16 protein-coding genes are annotated in these 15,896 nt (G+C 63.3%); 8 read left to right on the forward strand and 8 right to left on the reverse strand.

Features of this window, described 5'->3' with window-relative positions:
* From QZT63_RS03130 to QZT63_RS03155, 6 genes are all read right to left on the reverse strand, one after another.
* A partial coding sequence (locus QZT63_RS03130) for a hypothetical protein (protein WP_290648494.1) occupies window positions 1–1,462 on the reverse strand: 1,462 nt, incomplete at its 3' end.
* Window positions 1,459–3,210 (reverse strand): autotransporter assembly complex family protein, encoded by a 1,752-nt coding sequence (locus tag QZT63_RS03135; protein WP_290648496.1) that lies wholly within the window; start codon window positions 3,208–3,210, stop codon window positions 1,459–1,461. The genes QZT63_RS03130 and QZT63_RS03135, both read right to left, overlap by 4 nt.
* Before the next feature lie 17 nt (window positions 3,211–3,227).
* Window positions 3,228–4,217 carry a serine/threonine protein kinase gene (locus QZT63_RS03140; protein WP_290648498.1) on the reverse strand — a complete coding sequence of 330 codons (990 nt, stop codon included), beginning with the start codon at window positions 4,215–4,217 and terminating at the stop codon, window positions 3,228–3,230.
* Window positions 4,218–4,382: 165 nt separating this feature from the next.
* Window positions 4,383–5,423 (reverse strand): beta-N-acetylhexosaminidase, encoded by a 1,041-nt coding sequence (nagZ, locus tag QZT63_RS03145; protein WP_290648500.1) that lies wholly within the window; start codon window positions 5,421–5,423, stop codon window positions 4,383–4,385.
* Window positions 5,420–5,974, reverse strand: a complete 555-nt coding sequence (locus tag QZT63_RS03150) for a L,D-transpeptidase (protein WP_290648522.1) — start codon at window positions 5,972–5,974, stop codon at window positions 5,420–5,422. The genes nagZ and QZT63_RS03150 overlap by 4 nt, the downstream gene beginning before the upstream one ends.
* The gene (locus QZT63_RS03155; RefSeq protein ID WP_290648502.1) at window positions 5,965–6,435 is read right to left on the reverse strand and encodes a CYTH domain-containing protein; all 471 of its coding nucleotides are present in this window, start codon (window positions 6,433–6,435) and stop codon (window positions 5,965–5,967) included. The genes QZT63_RS03150 and QZT63_RS03155 overlap by 10 nt, the downstream gene beginning before the upstream one ends.
* A gap of 117 nt (window positions 6,436–6,552) precedes the next feature.
* On the opposite strand from QZT63_RS03155, the gene QZT63_RS03160 reads away from it, so the two are divergent.
* From QZT63_RS03160 to QZT63_RS03175, 4 genes are read left to right on the forward strand one after another with little or no spacing between them, the layout of a single operon-like run.
* Window positions 6,553–7,011: a YiiD C-terminal domain-containing protein gene (locus QZT63_RS03160; protein ID WP_290648504.1), complete on the forward strand. Its 459-nt coding sequence runs from the start codon at window positions 6,553–6,555 to the stop codon at window positions 7,009–7,011.
* A 53-nt stretch (window positions 7,012–7,064) separates the two neighbouring features.
* On the forward strand, window positions 7,065–7,766 hold the full coding sequence (gene gpmA / locus QZT63_RS03165; RefSeq protein ID WP_366635750.1) for a 2,3-diphosphoglycerate-dependent phosphoglycerate mutase: 702 nt from the start codon (window positions 7,065–7,067) through the stop codon (window positions 7,764–7,766).
* Between the two features lie 30 nt (window positions 7,767–7,796).
* Window positions 7,797–8,522 (forward strand): SDR family oxidoreductase, encoded by a 726-nt coding sequence (locus QZT63_RS03170; protein WP_290648508.1) that lies wholly within the window; start codon window positions 7,797–7,799, stop codon window positions 8,520–8,522.
* Window positions 8,523–8,576: 54 nt separating this feature from the next.
* Entirely contained in the window at window positions 8,577–9,065 is a 489-nt protein-coding gene (locus QZT63_RS03175; protein ID WP_290648511.1) for a DUF1499 domain-containing protein, read from the forward strand.
* On the opposite strand, the gene QZT63_RS03180 is transcribed toward QZT63_RS03175, so the two are convergent.
* Complete coding sequence (locus QZT63_RS03180; protein ID WP_290648513.1) at window positions 9,062–10,327, reverse strand: hypothetical protein; 1,266 nt, start codon at window positions 10,325–10,327, stop codon at window positions 9,062–9,064. The two genes, QZT63_RS03175 and QZT63_RS03180, sit on opposite strands and share 4 nt — an antisense overlap.
* Window positions 10,328–10,337: 10 nt before the next feature.
* Complete coding sequence (locus QZT63_RS03185) at window positions 10,338–10,937, reverse strand: penicillin-binding protein activator LpoB (protein WP_290648515.1); 600 nt, start codon at window positions 10,935–10,937, stop codon at window positions 10,338–10,340.
* Window positions 10,938–11,289: 352 nt separating this feature from the next.
* Here QZT63_RS03185 and QZT63_RS03190 point away from each other — a divergent pair, with 352 nt between their 5' ends.
* From QZT63_RS03190 to QZT63_RS03205, 4 genes are all read left to right on the forward strand, one after another.
* A complete protein-coding gene (locus QZT63_RS03190; protein WP_290648517.1) occupies window positions 11,290–12,558 on the forward strand; it encodes a glycine betaine/L-proline ABC transporter ATP-binding protein in 1,269 nt (422 codons plus the stop codon).
* A gap of 57 nt (window positions 12,559–12,615) precedes the next feature.
* Window positions 12,616–13,515, forward strand: coding sequence for a proline/glycine betaine ABC transporter permease (locus QZT63_RS03195; RefSeq protein WP_290648518.1), 900 nt, complete (start codon window positions 12,616–12,618; stop codon window positions 13,513–13,515).
* Between the two features lie 180 nt (window positions 13,516–13,695).
* Window positions 13,696–14,736: a glycine betaine/L-proline ABC transporter substrate-binding protein ProX gene (gene proX / locus QZT63_RS03200; RefSeq protein ID WP_290648519.1), complete on the forward strand. Its 1,041-nt coding sequence runs from the start codon at window positions 13,696–13,698 to the stop codon at window positions 14,734–14,736.
* 206 nt (window positions 14,737–14,942) lie between these two features.
* The coding region (locus QZT63_RS03205) for a TonB-dependent receptor plug domain-containing protein (protein ID WP_290648520.1) at window positions 14,943–15,896 on the forward strand (954 nt) is incomplete at its 3' end.

A 15,896-nucleotide genomic window follows, 5' to 3' on the forward strand; every position in this document is an offset into this window, starting at 1 on the left:
CCAGATCCCCGTCAACGAGCTGTCCAGATGTGCTCAGACCACCAGTGACACGCGTTGGCGCTTCGGCATACAGGGTGTCCGGGGCGAGCCCTTCCAACCGTGCATCGGCTTGCCACGCAATCTGCGGATGCCACTGCGCCTGCCCGCTGATCTCGAGACTGCCTTCCAGAATCTCGCCACGTAGTCGCTCGACACGCACGTGTGCCAGATCGCCATGGGCAAGCAACTCCCAGTGCCCCGGCGGGATATCCTGACCGCTGAGGTCCGTCTCGAGCGCCAATTCATAATCGCTCAGGTCGCCCTCCAGGTGCAGCTTGCCACCTCGAGAGACCACCAGTTCGCCCGTCTCCAGCGGCCATTGCAGTGCATCCCAATTGCCTTCCAGGCGCATGGGAAGGTCCTTCTTCCCCGGTGCCGCCGCACCACGTATATGGACCTCAGCGAGGCCCTGTGCGTCGGCGGCGAATTCGAGATCACCGATGCTGTTCCAGAGCTGAGCGCGCAACTCCAGATCACCGATCTCCGGTAACTCTCGGGCATCGAGGTGGACATCCAGATCCAGCGGCCAGTCGTCCTCCAGCTTGATCGTCCCGTCGGCAAGCAGTTGGCCGTGCTTGTGCACCGCCTCCAGGTGGGTGAGCACCAAGTCGGTTCCGCGCAGCCCGCCGGCAATACTGAAGCGCTGCACGGCGAACAGCTCTTCGCCCTGAACGACCCGGAGATCATGGAGACGCAGGTCCTCGACCACAACTTTGAGCGGCAGTTGCACTTCCGGTAAGTCCAGCGGTTCCCAGCCCGTCTCGAGCAACCCCGGAGCATCATCATCGGCCTCCTCTGCCGTGACGAGCTCGTCTTCCTGCTCCGCCAGTTCCACGAGGATGGTCTCCCAGTTGAACTGACGCACCCGCAGGGTCGAGCCCGTGAGTTCACCACCCATGCGCAGCTCACTCCAGCGCACCCGGTGGTCGTCCACCGTGGCATCGACTTTCTGGATCCGGATATCCGGGAAGGAAAGATCGATCGGCAAGGGGAAGGGATCGCCCTGCTCGGCTGCCGCTTCGACGTCATCCTCCTCTGGGTCCGGCAAGGCGTCCGTATCCACGCGCACGTCCACGCCGCGCACCGCGGCCAAATCCAGACAGACGCGCCGCTGCAGCAGGCACAGGTGATTCCACCGCAGCTCGGCCTGGCGCACGCCGACATCCACGCCAGTGTCGCGCCAGCTCAATTGCTGGATTTCCAGCCCGTTCCAGAGGCTGCCGCCGGTAACGCGCAGCTCAAGGCGCTCCTCCTCGGCCATGGCCCGCTCCGCGAGCCACTGTGCACCGCTCGTGGTCATCACCAGCCACAGCACACCAACAATCAATGTCACCAGGACGATATACAGCAGCCGCGAGACGCGACGAAGCTGCCGCCCGACCCAGCGCAGGGTTGCCGTGAACCAAAGCAACAGCGACTTCATATCTCCGGCCCCATCGAGAAGTGTATCCGGAACGGGTTGTCCGGCTCGCTGATTCCCCAGGCCAGATCCAGGCGGATCGGCCCCACAGGCGAGGCCCAGCGAACCCCGACCCCGGCCCCTTCGCGAAAGCCCTCATCCAGGTCATTGAAGGCATTGCCGACATCATAAAAGGTCGCTGCGGTCCAACGTTCCAGAAAACGGTAGCCGTACTCAATACTGCCGACCGCCAGGTACCGCCCGCCGAGGAGTTCATCGTTGTCGTCGCGGGGTGCAAGCGACTGGTAGCTGAAGCCGCGCACGCTCTGGTCCCCCCCCGTGAAAAACCGCAGGGACGGCGGGGTGCGGCTGAAGTCATCGGTGATTACCGCACCCCCATCGAGGCGTGCCACGACGCGGTGGCGCGCAAAGGTGCGCAGCCATTTCGTGCCCAGGCGAATGTGGGACAGCCGGATATCCGAACCCAATTCCGGGTCGGTCACCGCCACAGAAGCGAACTGACGATCGCCCCAGTTGGGGTCGATGCCACCGCGGCTGCGGGTGCGGGCCAAGCTCATGCCGGGGAGTGTCAACGTGGTCTCCCCCCGGTCGCTGGCCTGCACGAACTTCTCACGTTCCCAGCGCAGGAACAGGGTCTGGGTCCAGCCTTTGGTCAGCAGGCGCTGGCGTTGAATCGCGGCCGTGAGCTTCTCCGCCTCCGTATCCTCGATTTCCTCGCGTTGCCAGCCGCCCTGAAATTGCAGCTTGTGATCCAATGGGGGTGTCAGGGGAATGCTGTAGGTGCTGCTGACCGACTGACGCACTTCCGAGAGTTCGGCCTCGGACGCCACGCTGTGGCCGTCGGCATTGACCCAGGGCCTACGCCAATCCAGCCGCAGCCGGGGCCCGACATCCGTTGCAAAGCCGACCCCGACGCCGACCCGGTTGCGCCGGCTCATGCGCACGTTCGCCGCCACCGGCATGCGCTTATCCTCGGCCCTGTCCTCGCGCGTACGCACCCGGACATCCCGGAAATAATCGCTGTTGAGCAGGTTGCGGTTCAAAGCGGCAATCCCATCGGAGTGATAATAGTCATCGGTGTCGAACGGGACCAGTCGGTGCAGCAGATCCTCCGAGAGGGTTTTATCGGAGAACTCAACATCACCGAAACGGTAGCGCTCGCCAGCGGCGTAGTGCAGGATGACCTCGGCGCGCTGTTCACGGATGTTGACGTTCACCCGTGCCCGCTCAAACCGTCCGTCGAAGTAACCCCGAGTCAATGCCAGATTCTCGATGTTGCGCTTGGTGGACGAGTAGCGGCCGTGATGGAGCGTATCCCCCTCGCGCAGTGGCATGCGCTCGAGCAGGCGCTGGAAGGCTTGGTCGTTCGCGGCATCGCCCGAGAAGCGGACATCCACCTTGCTCAGCACCACCGGCGGCCCTGGGTCGACCTCGATGACAATCTTACGGCTGTCCCCGTCGCGGCGCGTATCCACCTGGACCTCTGCTTCGTAGTGCCCCAAGGCCTGTAACGCCTCAAGTGCCCGCTGGTTGACACGCCCGGCGAAACGCCGGACGACCAGCGGATCACTGCTCGCCGGCGTTCCGACGTGGTTGCGGATGTTATCCGCCAATTCACCCTCCACGCCACGGATCTCAACGGTCACGGCTGCCTGCGCCGAGACCGGCAGCAACACCATCACGAGCATCAGCCACATCCCACCCATTAGGCGTCGAGCCGTGGGCTGGCTGGTGCCGGCGGTCAGCTGCATGCGGGCGCCCGAGACAGTCACAATTGTAGTGGCGCTTCGTCCAGAAGCGCTGCCTGCTCGCGTAATGCCAGCACTTGTTCCTCCCAGTAGCGCTCGCTGGCAAACCATGGAAACGCGGGGGGAAACGCTGGATCGTTCCAGCGCAGGGCCAGCCAGTACGAGAAATGGATCATTCGCAGCGTCCTCAGGGGTTCAAGCAGGTGCAACTGGCGCGGGTCCAGTGAGTAGAAATCCTCGTAACCCTCCAGGATCTCATCGAGTTGCCGCGTCATCTCGACACGCTCACCGGAGAGCAGCATCCACAGGTCCTGGATGGCGGGGCCGTTCATGGCATCGTCGAGGTCGACGAAATGCGGGCCATCGTCCGTCCACAGAATATTGCCGGGATGGCAGTCGCCGTGCACGCGGATTGGCTGATACCGACCGGCACGAGCGAACGCGGCTTCGATACGCTCCAACACGTCCGCCGCCAGGCTGGTATAGGCCGTCTCGAGACTGGACGGCAGCAGCCCGTGATCAACAATGTACCGCACGGGCTCGTGGCCGAGGCGTGCCACCGTTAGCGTCGGCCGCGCCACAAAAGGTTGGATTTCCCCCACCAGGTGTAATCGGCCGAGGAAACGGCCCAACCACCGTCGTGCCTCCGGGTTGTCCAGGTCCGGTAGGCGCCCGCCCTGGCGCGGGAACAGCGCGAAGCGGTAGCCGTTGTAGGTGTGCAGCGTCGTGCCGCCGAACGCAAGTGGCGCCACGACGGGGATCTCGTGCTCGTGGAGTTCCGCGGTGAAGGTGTGCTCTTCCAGAATCGCCTCATCGCTCCAGCGCCCCTCTCGGTAGAACTTTCCAATCACGGGCGCTCGCTCTTCAAGGCCGATCTGGTAGACACGATTCTCGTAGCTGTTCAGCGGTAGTAACCGCCCGTCACATTGAAGCCCAAGGGATTCCACCGCATCCAGGACAGTTCCCGGCCCCAAATCGGCATAGGGTGCTTCGCGGACGGTCTGCTGCATTGATGTCATCCATTCATGAGCCATTGAGTCCCCCGCGCGCCGCAAGCCGCAATGAACCTTGCGGGCGCCGGCCTTTGGGGCGGATGCCTATGCCCCGCCCTCGGTCCTCGCTCTTCCCATGAGACAGGCGAAGTGCCCGGGAGTGCCCTGGCCCGGCCGGTGCAGTCAGTCGATCCCCCTGGGAAGCCGATCCAGGGCCTCGCGGGCAGCGAGCCAGCGCTCGGTTCGCCGCAGAGCCTGCAGGTCCCGCGCCGGAGCGGGTCCTGGACGCAATGCGGCCAGCCGCGCCTCGGTGGCGTCGTGGACTTGGCGCCCGAGGGCATCGAGCACGGAATCCGTGGCGTCGAACGCATTGCAGAGCATGATCAAGTCACAACCAGACGCGGCTGCGGATTGTGCCCGCTGTGCGTAATCCCCTGCGCTCGCCGCGCCTTCCATGCCGAGGTCGTCTCCCACGACAACACCCTGGAAACCCAGTTCCTGGCGCAGGATGCGCTGGATCCAGGGGTAGGAGAAGCTTGCGGGTTGATCGTCCAAATCGCGATAGACCACATGAGCGGTCATTACGGCATCGGCCATGTTCTCGGCAATCAGCCGCTCGAACGGCACCATGTCCTGCCCTCGCAGCTCAAGCACGGGACGCCCATCCACGGGCAGCTCGACATGAGAGTCCGCTGTCACTCCGCCGTGCCCGGGGAAATGCTTACCCGTGACGGCCATGCCCGCGGCGCGCATGCCCCGCGCCCAGGCCGTGCCCAGCTGCCCAACTGCGTCGGGATCAGAGTGCAGGGCGCGATTGCCGATGACTGCGCTGCAACCCCGGTCAAGGTCGAGCACCGGCGCAAAGCTGAGATCCACGCCAACAGTGCGTAACTCCGCCGCCATCAGCCACGCGAGTTGCTCCGCGGTGCGTTGCCCCTGCGCGGGGTCTCGATCGTAGAGCGACCCGAGCAACCGCGCCGCGGGCAGCGTCGTGAACGGCTCACCGAAGCGTTGAACGCGACCGCCCTCCTGATCCACCGCGACGAGGAGCGGCGGATTCCGATGGGTGTGAACTGCGGAAACCAAGGCCCTGAGCTGCTTGAGGTTATCGAAGTTGCGTGGAAACAGGATCACACCGACGACGCGCGGGTGCGCCAACAGCTCTCGCTCCTTCAGGGTGAGCTCCGTGCCGCGCAACCCGATCATCAATGCGCCGGGCATCATGCCCGTTCCTTGTCAGGAAATAGTGCCGGATCAGGCGCGTGCGGGGCCCGGATGCTATCGCCGAGCCAGACCGCAGTACCTGCATGTACCTTGTCAAAAAGGTTTAATATGTCTTTGTTTCGCATGCGAATACACCCTTTCGACCCAGGCTGACCCAAGGCAACCGCGTCGGGGCAGCCATGGAAGTAGATGTAGCGGCGCATCGTGTCCACGGCACCGAAGCGATTGCGGCCCGGCTCCCGGCCGCAAAGCCAGAGAATACGGGTGAGAATCCAGTCCCGGTGTGGCTGCGCGGCATAGACCTCCGGCGTGCAGACTTCCCCGGTCCACCGACGCGCCTTGAATACGCCACCGACCGGCACGCCGGCTCCGATGCGCGCGCGGATCACATGCCAGCCGCGCGGGGTGCAGAAGGAGCCATCCTGTTCCCCAGGCCCGTTGGCCGCAGTGGACGCCGGGTAACGGCAGATTTCCTCGCCCCGCCGCAGCTCGACTTCCTGGCGGTCGAGGAAGACCCGAAGCCAGGGTTGCACAGGGCCGCTCACGACCAGTCCCGGAACGGATGGCGCACGAGGCTGACGTTGTAGTAGCGGGGATCGTCGGAGACTTCCTCGCCCAGCCAGTCAGGAGATGCGTAGGCTTCATCGGGATGGTCCAGCTCGACCTCAGCGACCACCAAACCGGCATTATCACCGAGGAACTCGTCAATCTCCCAGAGGTGGTCACCGTGGTTGACGAAATGCCGCGTCTTCTCGATGAGTGGCCCCGCACACAGGTTATCAAGTATTTCCCTCGCGTCTTGCCACGGAATGGGATATTCGTACTCGCGGCGGGAGATGCCGAGCGTCGCGCTTTTGATGTTGAGCCAGGCGCGGTCATCGCTCATCCGGACCCGAATCGATGCCCGTTCCGACCCGACCAAATACCCTTGGCGCAGCAACTCGGAGCGATGCGCCTCTTTACGCCATCCGTCCCCCAACACCAGGAACTTGCGTTCAATCTCTGCTGCCACCTTGGACTCCCTACTCACTCGTATGGCGATGCACACGTTCGCGTCATTATCTGCAACGCACAGGGTGCTCATGGTAACGTATCGACGGTATGGCGGAAGGTGCACTGAGGTCGCTCCATGATGAGCCCATCGGAACTGCAGGCACTCCTACACGAACAAATTCCGATCAGCAGCGCGATGGGCATCCGGGTCACCCACGCCGACCACCGCTCGGTCACCCTGGCAGCGCCGCTGCATGCCAATCACAACCATGCCGGCACCGTGTTTGCCGGCAGCCAGCACGCACTCGCCAGCCTGGCCGGCTGGGCGCTCCTGCGCCGCTGGGCAGAGGCGGCCCATTGGCAGGCGGAACTCGTCCTGGGCAAGGCTGAAATCCGCTACCTGCGCCCGGCAAGCGCCGACATCACCGTTCGTGCCGCAATCACCGACGCCCAGCTCGCGGGCCTGCGCACGGCCCGCGACGAGGGCGGAACCGCCCGCCTTGACCTGACCCTGGACCTTGAGGCGAACAACACCGTTTGCGCCCGCTTCAAGGGGCACTATGTTGCGCGCGCCAGCCCTTCATCTCCCGTCTAAGGCTGGTAGAATCTCGGGTCTTTCGGGACCGCGGGGAGCCTTTCATGCAACGCTTGGTCATGCTTCGGCACGGACAGAGTGTCTGGAACCTGGAGAACCGGTTTACCGGCTGGTACGACGTGGACTTGACCGAGCAGGGCCGCGAGGAAGCCCACGCGGCGGGCGAACTGCTTCGCACCCATGGATATCGGTTTGACCTCGCCTACACCTCTGTCCTGAAACGCGCCATCCGCACCCTGTGGATCGCCCTGGATGCGCTCGACGCCATGTGGATCCCCGTGATCAAGGACTGGCGCCTCAACGAACGGCACTATGGTGCGTTAACCGGCCTCAACAAGGCCGAAACCGCGGCGCGGTACGGTGAGGAACAGGTGCACATCTGGCGGCGCAGCTACGCCACCCCGCCCCCGGCGCTGGACGCCTCCGACGACCGTCACCCGCGCTTCGATCCGCGCTACGCTGGCTTATCAGCGCAACAGCTCCCGGCTACCGAGTCCCTGGAATCCACCCTTCAGCGCGTGCTGCCCTACTGGGAATCGGACATCGCACCGACATTGAAGCGCCGGAAAACCGTGCTCATTGCTGCCCATGGCAACAGCCTGCGGGCGCTGATCAAACACCTGCAGGGCATCAGCGACGAGGCAATCACCAGCGTTGAAGTCCCCACAGGCCAACCGCTGGTGTTCGAACTGGACGAACACCTCAAGGTCCTTGATCAGTACTATCTTCGTGACCGAGGGATCCCGGGTGCATGAGCGCGACCAACTCAGGAGATGGTGGACGCCATGAGCGAAACCCGGATCGTCACGCTGATTACCGGTGCAAACCGCGGCATTGGTTTTGAAACCGCGCGTCAGCTCGGGTGGCTGGGGCACGAGGTCGTGCTCACCAGTCGCGACGGGATTACGGGCAAGGCGGCAGCGGATAAACTGCAAAGCGAAGGCCTCAGAGTGGTCTACCATCCGTTGGATGTGGACCGCGAAGACAGCCGGCAACGATTGTTCGGCTTTCTGGAGGAGCACTACCAGCGCGTGGACACCCTGATCAACAATGCCGGAATCATGCCCGACGGATCGCCGGATCAGCCCCAGCGTGCCAGTGTGTTCGGCACGCAGCTCGACCAGGTGCGCCAGAGCATGGAGACCAATCTCTACGGCCCTCTGCGGCTCTGTCAGCTCGCTGTCCCACTGATGCGCCGCAACGGTTTTGGGCGCATCGTCAATGTGTCGTCGGGCCTGGCGCAACTCTCCGAGATGCGTGGCTCCTTCGCCGCTTACCGGCTGTCAAAGACAGCGTTGAATGCACTGACCCGCATCCTGGCAGCGGAGGTTGAGGGCGAGAACATCCTCATCAATGCGGTCAGCCCGGGCTGGGTGCGAACCCGCATGGGTGGCCGCAACGCTCCCCGGCCAGTCGCGGAAGCCGTTCGCGGTATTACTTGGCTGGCAACCCTGGGTGACGACGGCCCCAATGGCGGTTTCTATCAGGACCGTACGGCCATACCCTGGTAGCCGTGTGCCCGCAGGCTCGGCGAGAGCAACGGCTTGTAGCGCAGGGGAGGCGGCGTGAAGGCACTGGGTGCGACCATCAAGCTACTGCTGGCGATCACGCTGCTCGCCCTGTTGCTGGTCCTCGGCACCATCGTGAGGAACTGGCCACCGATGTTCGATGCGCCCGGCCCGGTGATCCGGTTCGGCATCTACCTCACCACGAACAGCGTCGAGACCCGAGTGTATGCTGCACGGCCCGAACTGCGACCACGATTGTACGCAGCCAGTCCCGAAGCAACATGGCAGGCGGCGAAACGGGCAGTGGATGAGTTGGGCTGGGAGATCCTGCACGCCGACGCTGATACGCTCACGCTACAGGCTGTCGCCACGACGCCGGTGCTGCGGTTCCAGGATGACATTTATATTCAAGCGCGTGCGGCGGAGCCTGATCTGAGCACCGTGTACTTCCGCTCACACTCGCGCATGGGCCGAGCTGACCTGGCGGCCAACACGCGTCACCTGCTCAATTTTCGCCGCACCCTGGAGCAAGAGCTGCTACGTTAACGCACAAACACACTGCGCACGGTCAACCCGCCCTCCAGTATCTCCACCGGCTCTTGCAGCTGGATCGTCTGTTCTCCCCCGGCACGTCGCCGGATATGCAGCTTTGGCTCATAGGTTCCAGGCGCCAGCTCGGCTCGGCTCATCCACAGGCTATCGGGTAACGTGCGCCAGGTGCGGGTGTCCGCTGAGTCCACCAGGAAACCGAGGACGTTCAGCAGCGCGCCGAGGCCGCGGCTCTCGTCCCTGACCTGCCCCGTTACCTGGTGCCGGACGACGTTCCGGCTCACGGCGCGAGCGGTCAGCAATGGAATCTGCGCGCCCACCCAGCGCTCAAGGGCGTGATGCACAGATTCAACCCGCTCGCCCTCCACAGCGCGCTCGGCTACGGCAAGCGTCACGGCGGCGCTGGGATCGCCTCGCCCCCGCACCGCGGGCAGCGAGACGCGATACAATTGACCGCTACGTGGATCCTGCGCCGCCACACTGGATTCGCCAAGCCGTGGCCCCAGTCCACTGTGGACGACCACGACCAATTGCCCCGTCCCCTCCCCGCGTGCGCGCACGGCCTCGATGCCAAAGCGCTCGGCCCAGCGCTCGCGTTCTTCGGTCTGATCCAGGGCGTCGAGCATGTGCAGCAAGCTGACCTGCAAGTCCCTCGGCACTGGGGCCTCCAGCGCCTCGTAGCGCTGAGCGGCCCGGCGATAAGCGATAAGGGCATCGCTGCGATCACCACTCGCTTCAAAGACGATGCCGCTGAGGTAACGGGCGAAGGCGTCGCCACCGTGCGGGGCTGCGCCCCCGGATGGATCGACCCGTCGCAGGCCAAGATCGATTTGCAGCGCCTCCACCCGAGCGGCGTGCAGATCCCCGAGCTCGAGGAAATTCAACATCTGCGTGACATGTAGGAACAGGCGTTCATGCACGTTGCTATCGTACTGGCCAGCTGTCTCCGCCAGCGCCCAGTCCGCCACCGTCTCGGAGATGCTGATAGGCTCGAGGGCGCCCAGCTGGCGCTTGGCGTCCTCGAAGGCCTCCACGCTGGCGTCGAGCTGGCCGTCCATGCGCAGCAGCATCCCGCGATTGAGCAAATACAACGCCTGATTGCGCCGGGAATCGAGCCGCTCCACCACTTCCAGGGCACCGCTGGTGTCTCCGGCGCGGAGTCGATCATCAATGCGGTCCTGCACCTGGTGCCCGGCGCAGCCCCCAAGGAGCAACACCACGCCAATCAGCAGGACCTGCGCGAGCCGGCCCACGGCCATGGCGCCCTCGTCAGGAGCGGAACAGACCGCGCCGGATGACCTTGCGGATCTCTTTCTGGCCGACCCAAACGCGTGTGTTGTCCGTCAGGCTGGTGAGCGCCAGATTGACCTGATAGTAGGCCACCTCTGTACGCCCCTCCACATCCCGGATGGTGTTGATCGTACCGGTCAGCATGTAGTCGGCACCGAGTTCCATGCCTGCCAGGCTGCGGGTGTCCTCCAGCGCGTGAGCCTCCTGGTCGGCGCGCTCGCGGCGCAGGGCGTCGCGCTCGCCACTGTCTGCAACGAAAGTAATCCGCCCGGAGTTGATGAGCTCGCGCTCGATGTCACGGATGAACGTATTCGTGCTGATGTGCTCATCACTGAGGTTGCGGATTTCGCCCACGATGACAGTGGGGTTGTTGTCGCGCCGCGCGTTGTGGCGTTCAAGCCATCCGCGCTGGAGCATGTCGTCCACCATCTCTTCCGAGACCAGCCGTGAGTCGCGATCATTCCAGCGGCCGCTGATGTCGTCCGCCTCATCGGGGCCGACCCGGTCCACCTGCGTCGCGCAACCGGCGAGAAGGAACAGCATGATGATTGCGATCCAGATTGTTCGTGCCTTTTTCATCCCATTTTCTCGTCTTCTGCCGCGTCGACAATTCATCACTCGTATTGTGCCCACGCCGCGCACGCTCGGGAAGCATGCCCTCCCCAAAGCCCCAGTTCACATCCACGGTTTCCCGGCGTCATGAGCGCTTGTTAGGGCGAGCGTCCAGCCTGTAGCCGCCTTGAAAGCCTCCGGCCTGCGCGTTATCGTCAAATAGCATTGACCGGAGCGGGGGACGATGGTTCAGCAGTTGACAGCCCCGTCAGGCTGCGGATTGCGCCGCAAAGAAGAGGGACCGGTCAATTGCCAGCCCAGTTCGCTCCCCCTCCGGATTACGAACGACAAACGAGAATCAGGCGCGGAGGGTAAAACGGTGATACGGGCTGAGGGTGTCACAAAGATATTCGGTCCCGACCCCGAGTCGGTGCTGCCCCTGGTTGAGCAGGGCAAGACGAAAAGCGAAATTCAGGCGCAAACGGGGCATGTGCTCGGCATCAGTAACGCCAGCTTCGAACTTCGCCCGGGTGAGGTCTTCTGCATCATGGGCCTGTCGGGCAGCGGTAAGTCGACGCTGATTCGTTGTATCAATCGCCTCATCGAACCCACCAGCGGGAAAATCTACCTGGTCGACGAGCAGCATGGCGAGCGCGAGATCACTGGCATGGACGCCAATGAATTGCGTGAGTTGCGCAAGCATGACATGAGCATGGTGTTCCAGCACTTTGCGCTGTTTCCGCACCGGACTGTGCTGTCGAACGTCATCTATGGGCTTGAAATCCAGGGTCGGGAGCGCAAGGAGAGCGAGCGCATCGGCCAGGAGGTGCTCGAGTTGGTGGGCCTGGGACAGTGGAGCCACAGCTATCCGCACGAGCTCTCCGGGGGCATGCAGCAGCGCGTCGGCCTGGCACGCGGACTGGCCACGGAGGCGAAGGTGCTGCTCATGGACGAACCCTTCTCAGCGCTGGATCCGCTGATCAAGGTCAACATGCAGCAGGAGCTGATGAGAATTCAGGATGAATTGCAGCGCACCATACTATTTATTACTCACGATCTGGACGAGGCGATGCGTATCGGCGATCACATCGCAATCATGGATGATGGTGAAATCGTCCAGATCGGTACTCCCGAAGAGATTCTCGTCAACCCCCGGACCGAGTACGTCGCCAACTTTGTGGAACATGCCGATCCCACCGGCGTGCTCACCGCCGGAACAATCGCCCGGCCCCTGGGTTCGACGGATTTCGAGTGGGTGGGTGAAGCCGATGGCCTGAAACTCTTCGCCCGCCGCGGGGAACCGGATATCCGTTTTGGCATTGATCCGGACGGCCGCCTCGGCAAGGTTTACTCCGGTGAGCAGGCGATCCAGCTCCGGGACCTCCACGAGGTGTTGGAACGCCCAGACACCGAGGAGCGCCCGGAGCGACGCAGTGATCTCGCGCTCCACTGCGATGAGGGCACCGTATTGCGAGACCTCCTGCGCGGGCGCTCCCATGCCACCTTGCCAACCATCGTGACTGCTGCGGATGGGCGCCTGCGGGGCATTATCGACGAGCCGGATCTCATCAACGGCATATTGGAGAAAAGGGGCCAGGGTGAGACACCGGAGCAGTACGCCGGCGAATCACGCGCCGAGACGGGCTAAGCACCGCACTGGTCGCGCCTTTCCTCATCCTGAGACGCCATTAAGGAAACGACGATCATGAGTGACTTGATGGATTTCCTCCGCATCCTGTTCTCCCATCCATTCGAGCTCATCGATATCCCGGTGCGAGAGATCATCACGGAGGCCGTCAACTGGGTCGTGAGCACATTCCGCGGCTTTTTCCGCGCTTACGTGAGTCCGCCAGTTCGTGCGGTGATGGAGACGGTACAGTGGGTGCTGCAGTCAATCCCGCCGTTGGCGTTTCTGATCGGCCTGTTTCTGATTGGCTGGCGCGCCGCCTCGTGGAAGGTGGGCCTGTTTGCGGTGATTGCGCTCGCCTTCGTCGGTTTCATGGGCGTCTGGGATGCGATGATCGTGACCCTGTCGCTGGTGACGACCGCCGTGTTTTTCTGCATCCTCATTGGCCTGCCCGTTGGCATCCTGTGCTCGCGCAGTGATCTCTTCTACACCGTGGTCCGGCCGATTCTCGACATCATGCAGACGACACCCCCCTTCGTCTATCTGGTGCCGGCGGTGATGCTGTTTAGCATCGGCAATGTTCCCGGTCTGATTGCCACGATTATCTTTGCCATGCCACCGGTGATTCGCCTGACCAACCTGGGCATTCGTCAAGTCCATAAAGACTTTATGGAAGCGGCCATCGCGTTTGGCTCGACACCGCGCCAGATCCTTTGGAAGGTGCAATTTCCCCTGGCGCTGCCGACCATCATGGCCGGGATCAACCAGACCATCATGCTCTCGCTGTCCATGGTCGTCATCGCGGCCATAATCGGTGCCGGCGGGCTCGGCCTGGAGGTGTATGCGGGGCTCGAGCGCCTGAATATCGGCCAGGCCTTCGTCGGCGGCATCGCCATCGTACTGCTGGCCATGGTTCTGGACCGCATTACCCAAGGCCTCGGTGAAAAAGCGCCAGGCAGCCGGTCGTCGTCCGAGTAACCGCCCCATGGTCAACGGCGTGGTCAACTATTGCCGGCGTGGCGGAGTGCCTTGCTTGGCGGGGTTCTTATCCCTCAGTGCGGCGTCGCCTCCATGGCGACCCCTTGAAAAGCTCTTTTTGTGGAACTACAGCTTTGAGTAGGTGCAAGCCCCTAGGTGCAACCACTGGAGGAGAGGACGATGCAACACGAAACCATAATCAACCCGCGCACGTGCACCACAGCGCTGCTGGCCGCTGGACTCGCCCTGTCGATGGCGGGCAAGGCGGCTGCGGACCCCGACGAGCAGCCCGGCGAGGGCGTGAGCGTGCAGCCTGCGGTGGCAACCTGGACTTCGGCTGTTCCCGTGAGCTGGGTCTTCGTCGAGCTCCTGGAGGAGCTCGGCTACAGCGTCGAGTCACCCACATCGCTGTCGAACCCGGTTGCCTATCTGGCGTTGACAGAGGGAGACGTCCACTACTTCCCGAACGGTTGGTTCCCGCTGCACAACCCGCAGTTGCCGGAGAATTTTGATGATTACGCGACCCTGTTCGATCCGCACTGCGCGGCATGCGGTATCCAGGGCTATCTCGTGAACAAGGACGCGGTCGAGGAATACGACATCACCGGGATCAACGATTTCGTCGAACGGGAGGACGTCCGGGCGGCGTTCGACCACACGGGAGACGGGCGTGCCGACCTCTACGGGTGCCCGCCAGGCTGGGGGTGCCATGAAGGCATCAACGACATGATCGAGAAGTTCGAGCTCGATGACTATATCAACCACGTGGATGCCGGCTACTCGGCCAACTTCGCCGAGGCCCTGTCCCGGATCGAGGCCGGAGAGCCGACGCTGTACTACACCTGGGGCCCGAGCGCTTGGCTCCTTGAGTTGGTCCCGGGCGAGGACGTCATGTGGATCAACGCACCCGGAATCCTCGAGGACGAGGCCGAACGGGCCGAGGGTGTCGAGGGCGCTGTCAGCGATCCCATTGAGATGGGCTTCGTCGCCGCCGACATCCAGGTAGCCGCAAACAATGCGTTCCTGGAAGAGAACCCGGCAGCCGAGGAGCTGTTTCGGCAGGTGAGACTGCCGCTCGAGTGGATCAGCGAAATCGACGGGGTCATCGATGAGGAAGGTCTAACCGACGACGACGTTCGTCCTCACGCACGCGAGTGGATCGAGGATAACCGCGACACGGTGGATGAATGGCTGCAGGCCGCACGGGAGGCCGCGCAGTAACACAAACAACCCACCATTTGGTACCCGGAGAAGAGCCCGATCAGCCCCGCTGATCGGGCTCTTTAGTTTCTATACCTCTCCTGTGTGGTTTTGCGAGCGGTGCTAGATATGCGAATGCGAATGATTCGCATTGACACTACTCCTGCGCCTCTGTAGCCTCGCTCGACGGCACAACAACGATACAACCCGCATCGGAGGGCAACACAATGGCACCACGACGCACGCGGGCCGCTGCTTCGGGCGTGACGGTACTGGCGCTGGCCGCCGCCTCACCACTACAGGCACAGGCCGACGACCGCTCCCCCACCCTGCTTGAGCGCATCAGCATTACCGGTGACCCGGACCGGATTCGTGATGTCCCCGGTTCCGCCCAGCAGCTCGACCGTGACGAACTGGACCGCCACAGCTACAGCGATCCGCATCGCATCCTGCGCGCCGTGCCCGGCGTCAACCTGGTCGAGGAGGAAGGCTACGGGCAGTTCCCGCATATCAGCATGCGCGGTACGCCCCCCGAGCGGAACAATCGCGTGACCATTATGGAAGACGGTGTCCTTGTCGCCCCGGCGCCCTACGCCGCCCCTGCGGCGTACTACTTTCCCCCCCTGGCACGCATGGACCGGGTGGAAGTGCAGAAGGGCTCGAGCGCCATCCGGCACGGGCCCTACACCACGGGGGGCGCACTCAACATGCTCTCGACGCCGATCCCCAGCGAGACCGGTGGCAAGGCGGACGTGTTGTTTGGCTCCAACAACGGCCGGCGTGTGCATGCCAACCTGGGTGGCACGCAAGGCCTGCCCGGCCGGGCCGGGCACTTGGGTTGGCTAATCGAAGGGTTCAGCGAGCAATCCGACGGCTTCAAGAGCGTGGATAACCCTGTTGCCGGGCCCAACCAGCCGGAACCTGACACGGGGCTTGACCGGCGCAACAGCATGACCAAGCTGCGCTGGAATACCGATCCGACTGCGGAAATCTACCAGGAATTGGAGTTCAAGTTCGCGATGGATGACCGCACGATGGGCGAAACTTATCTGGGTCTTACCCAGGAGGATTTCGACGCCAATCCCTTCCGGCGCTACAAAGGTTCCGCGCGCGACGAGATCAACACGGAAAACGAGCTCTTCCAGCTACGCCACTACATCACCCCGACGGCCAACACCGAC

It is taken from the genome of Aquisalimonas sp. (assembly GCF_007120195.1).
In the GTDB taxonomy this organism is placed as follows: Bacteria; Pseudomonadota; Gammaproteobacteria; order Nitrococcales; family Aquisalimonadaceae; genus Aquisalimonas.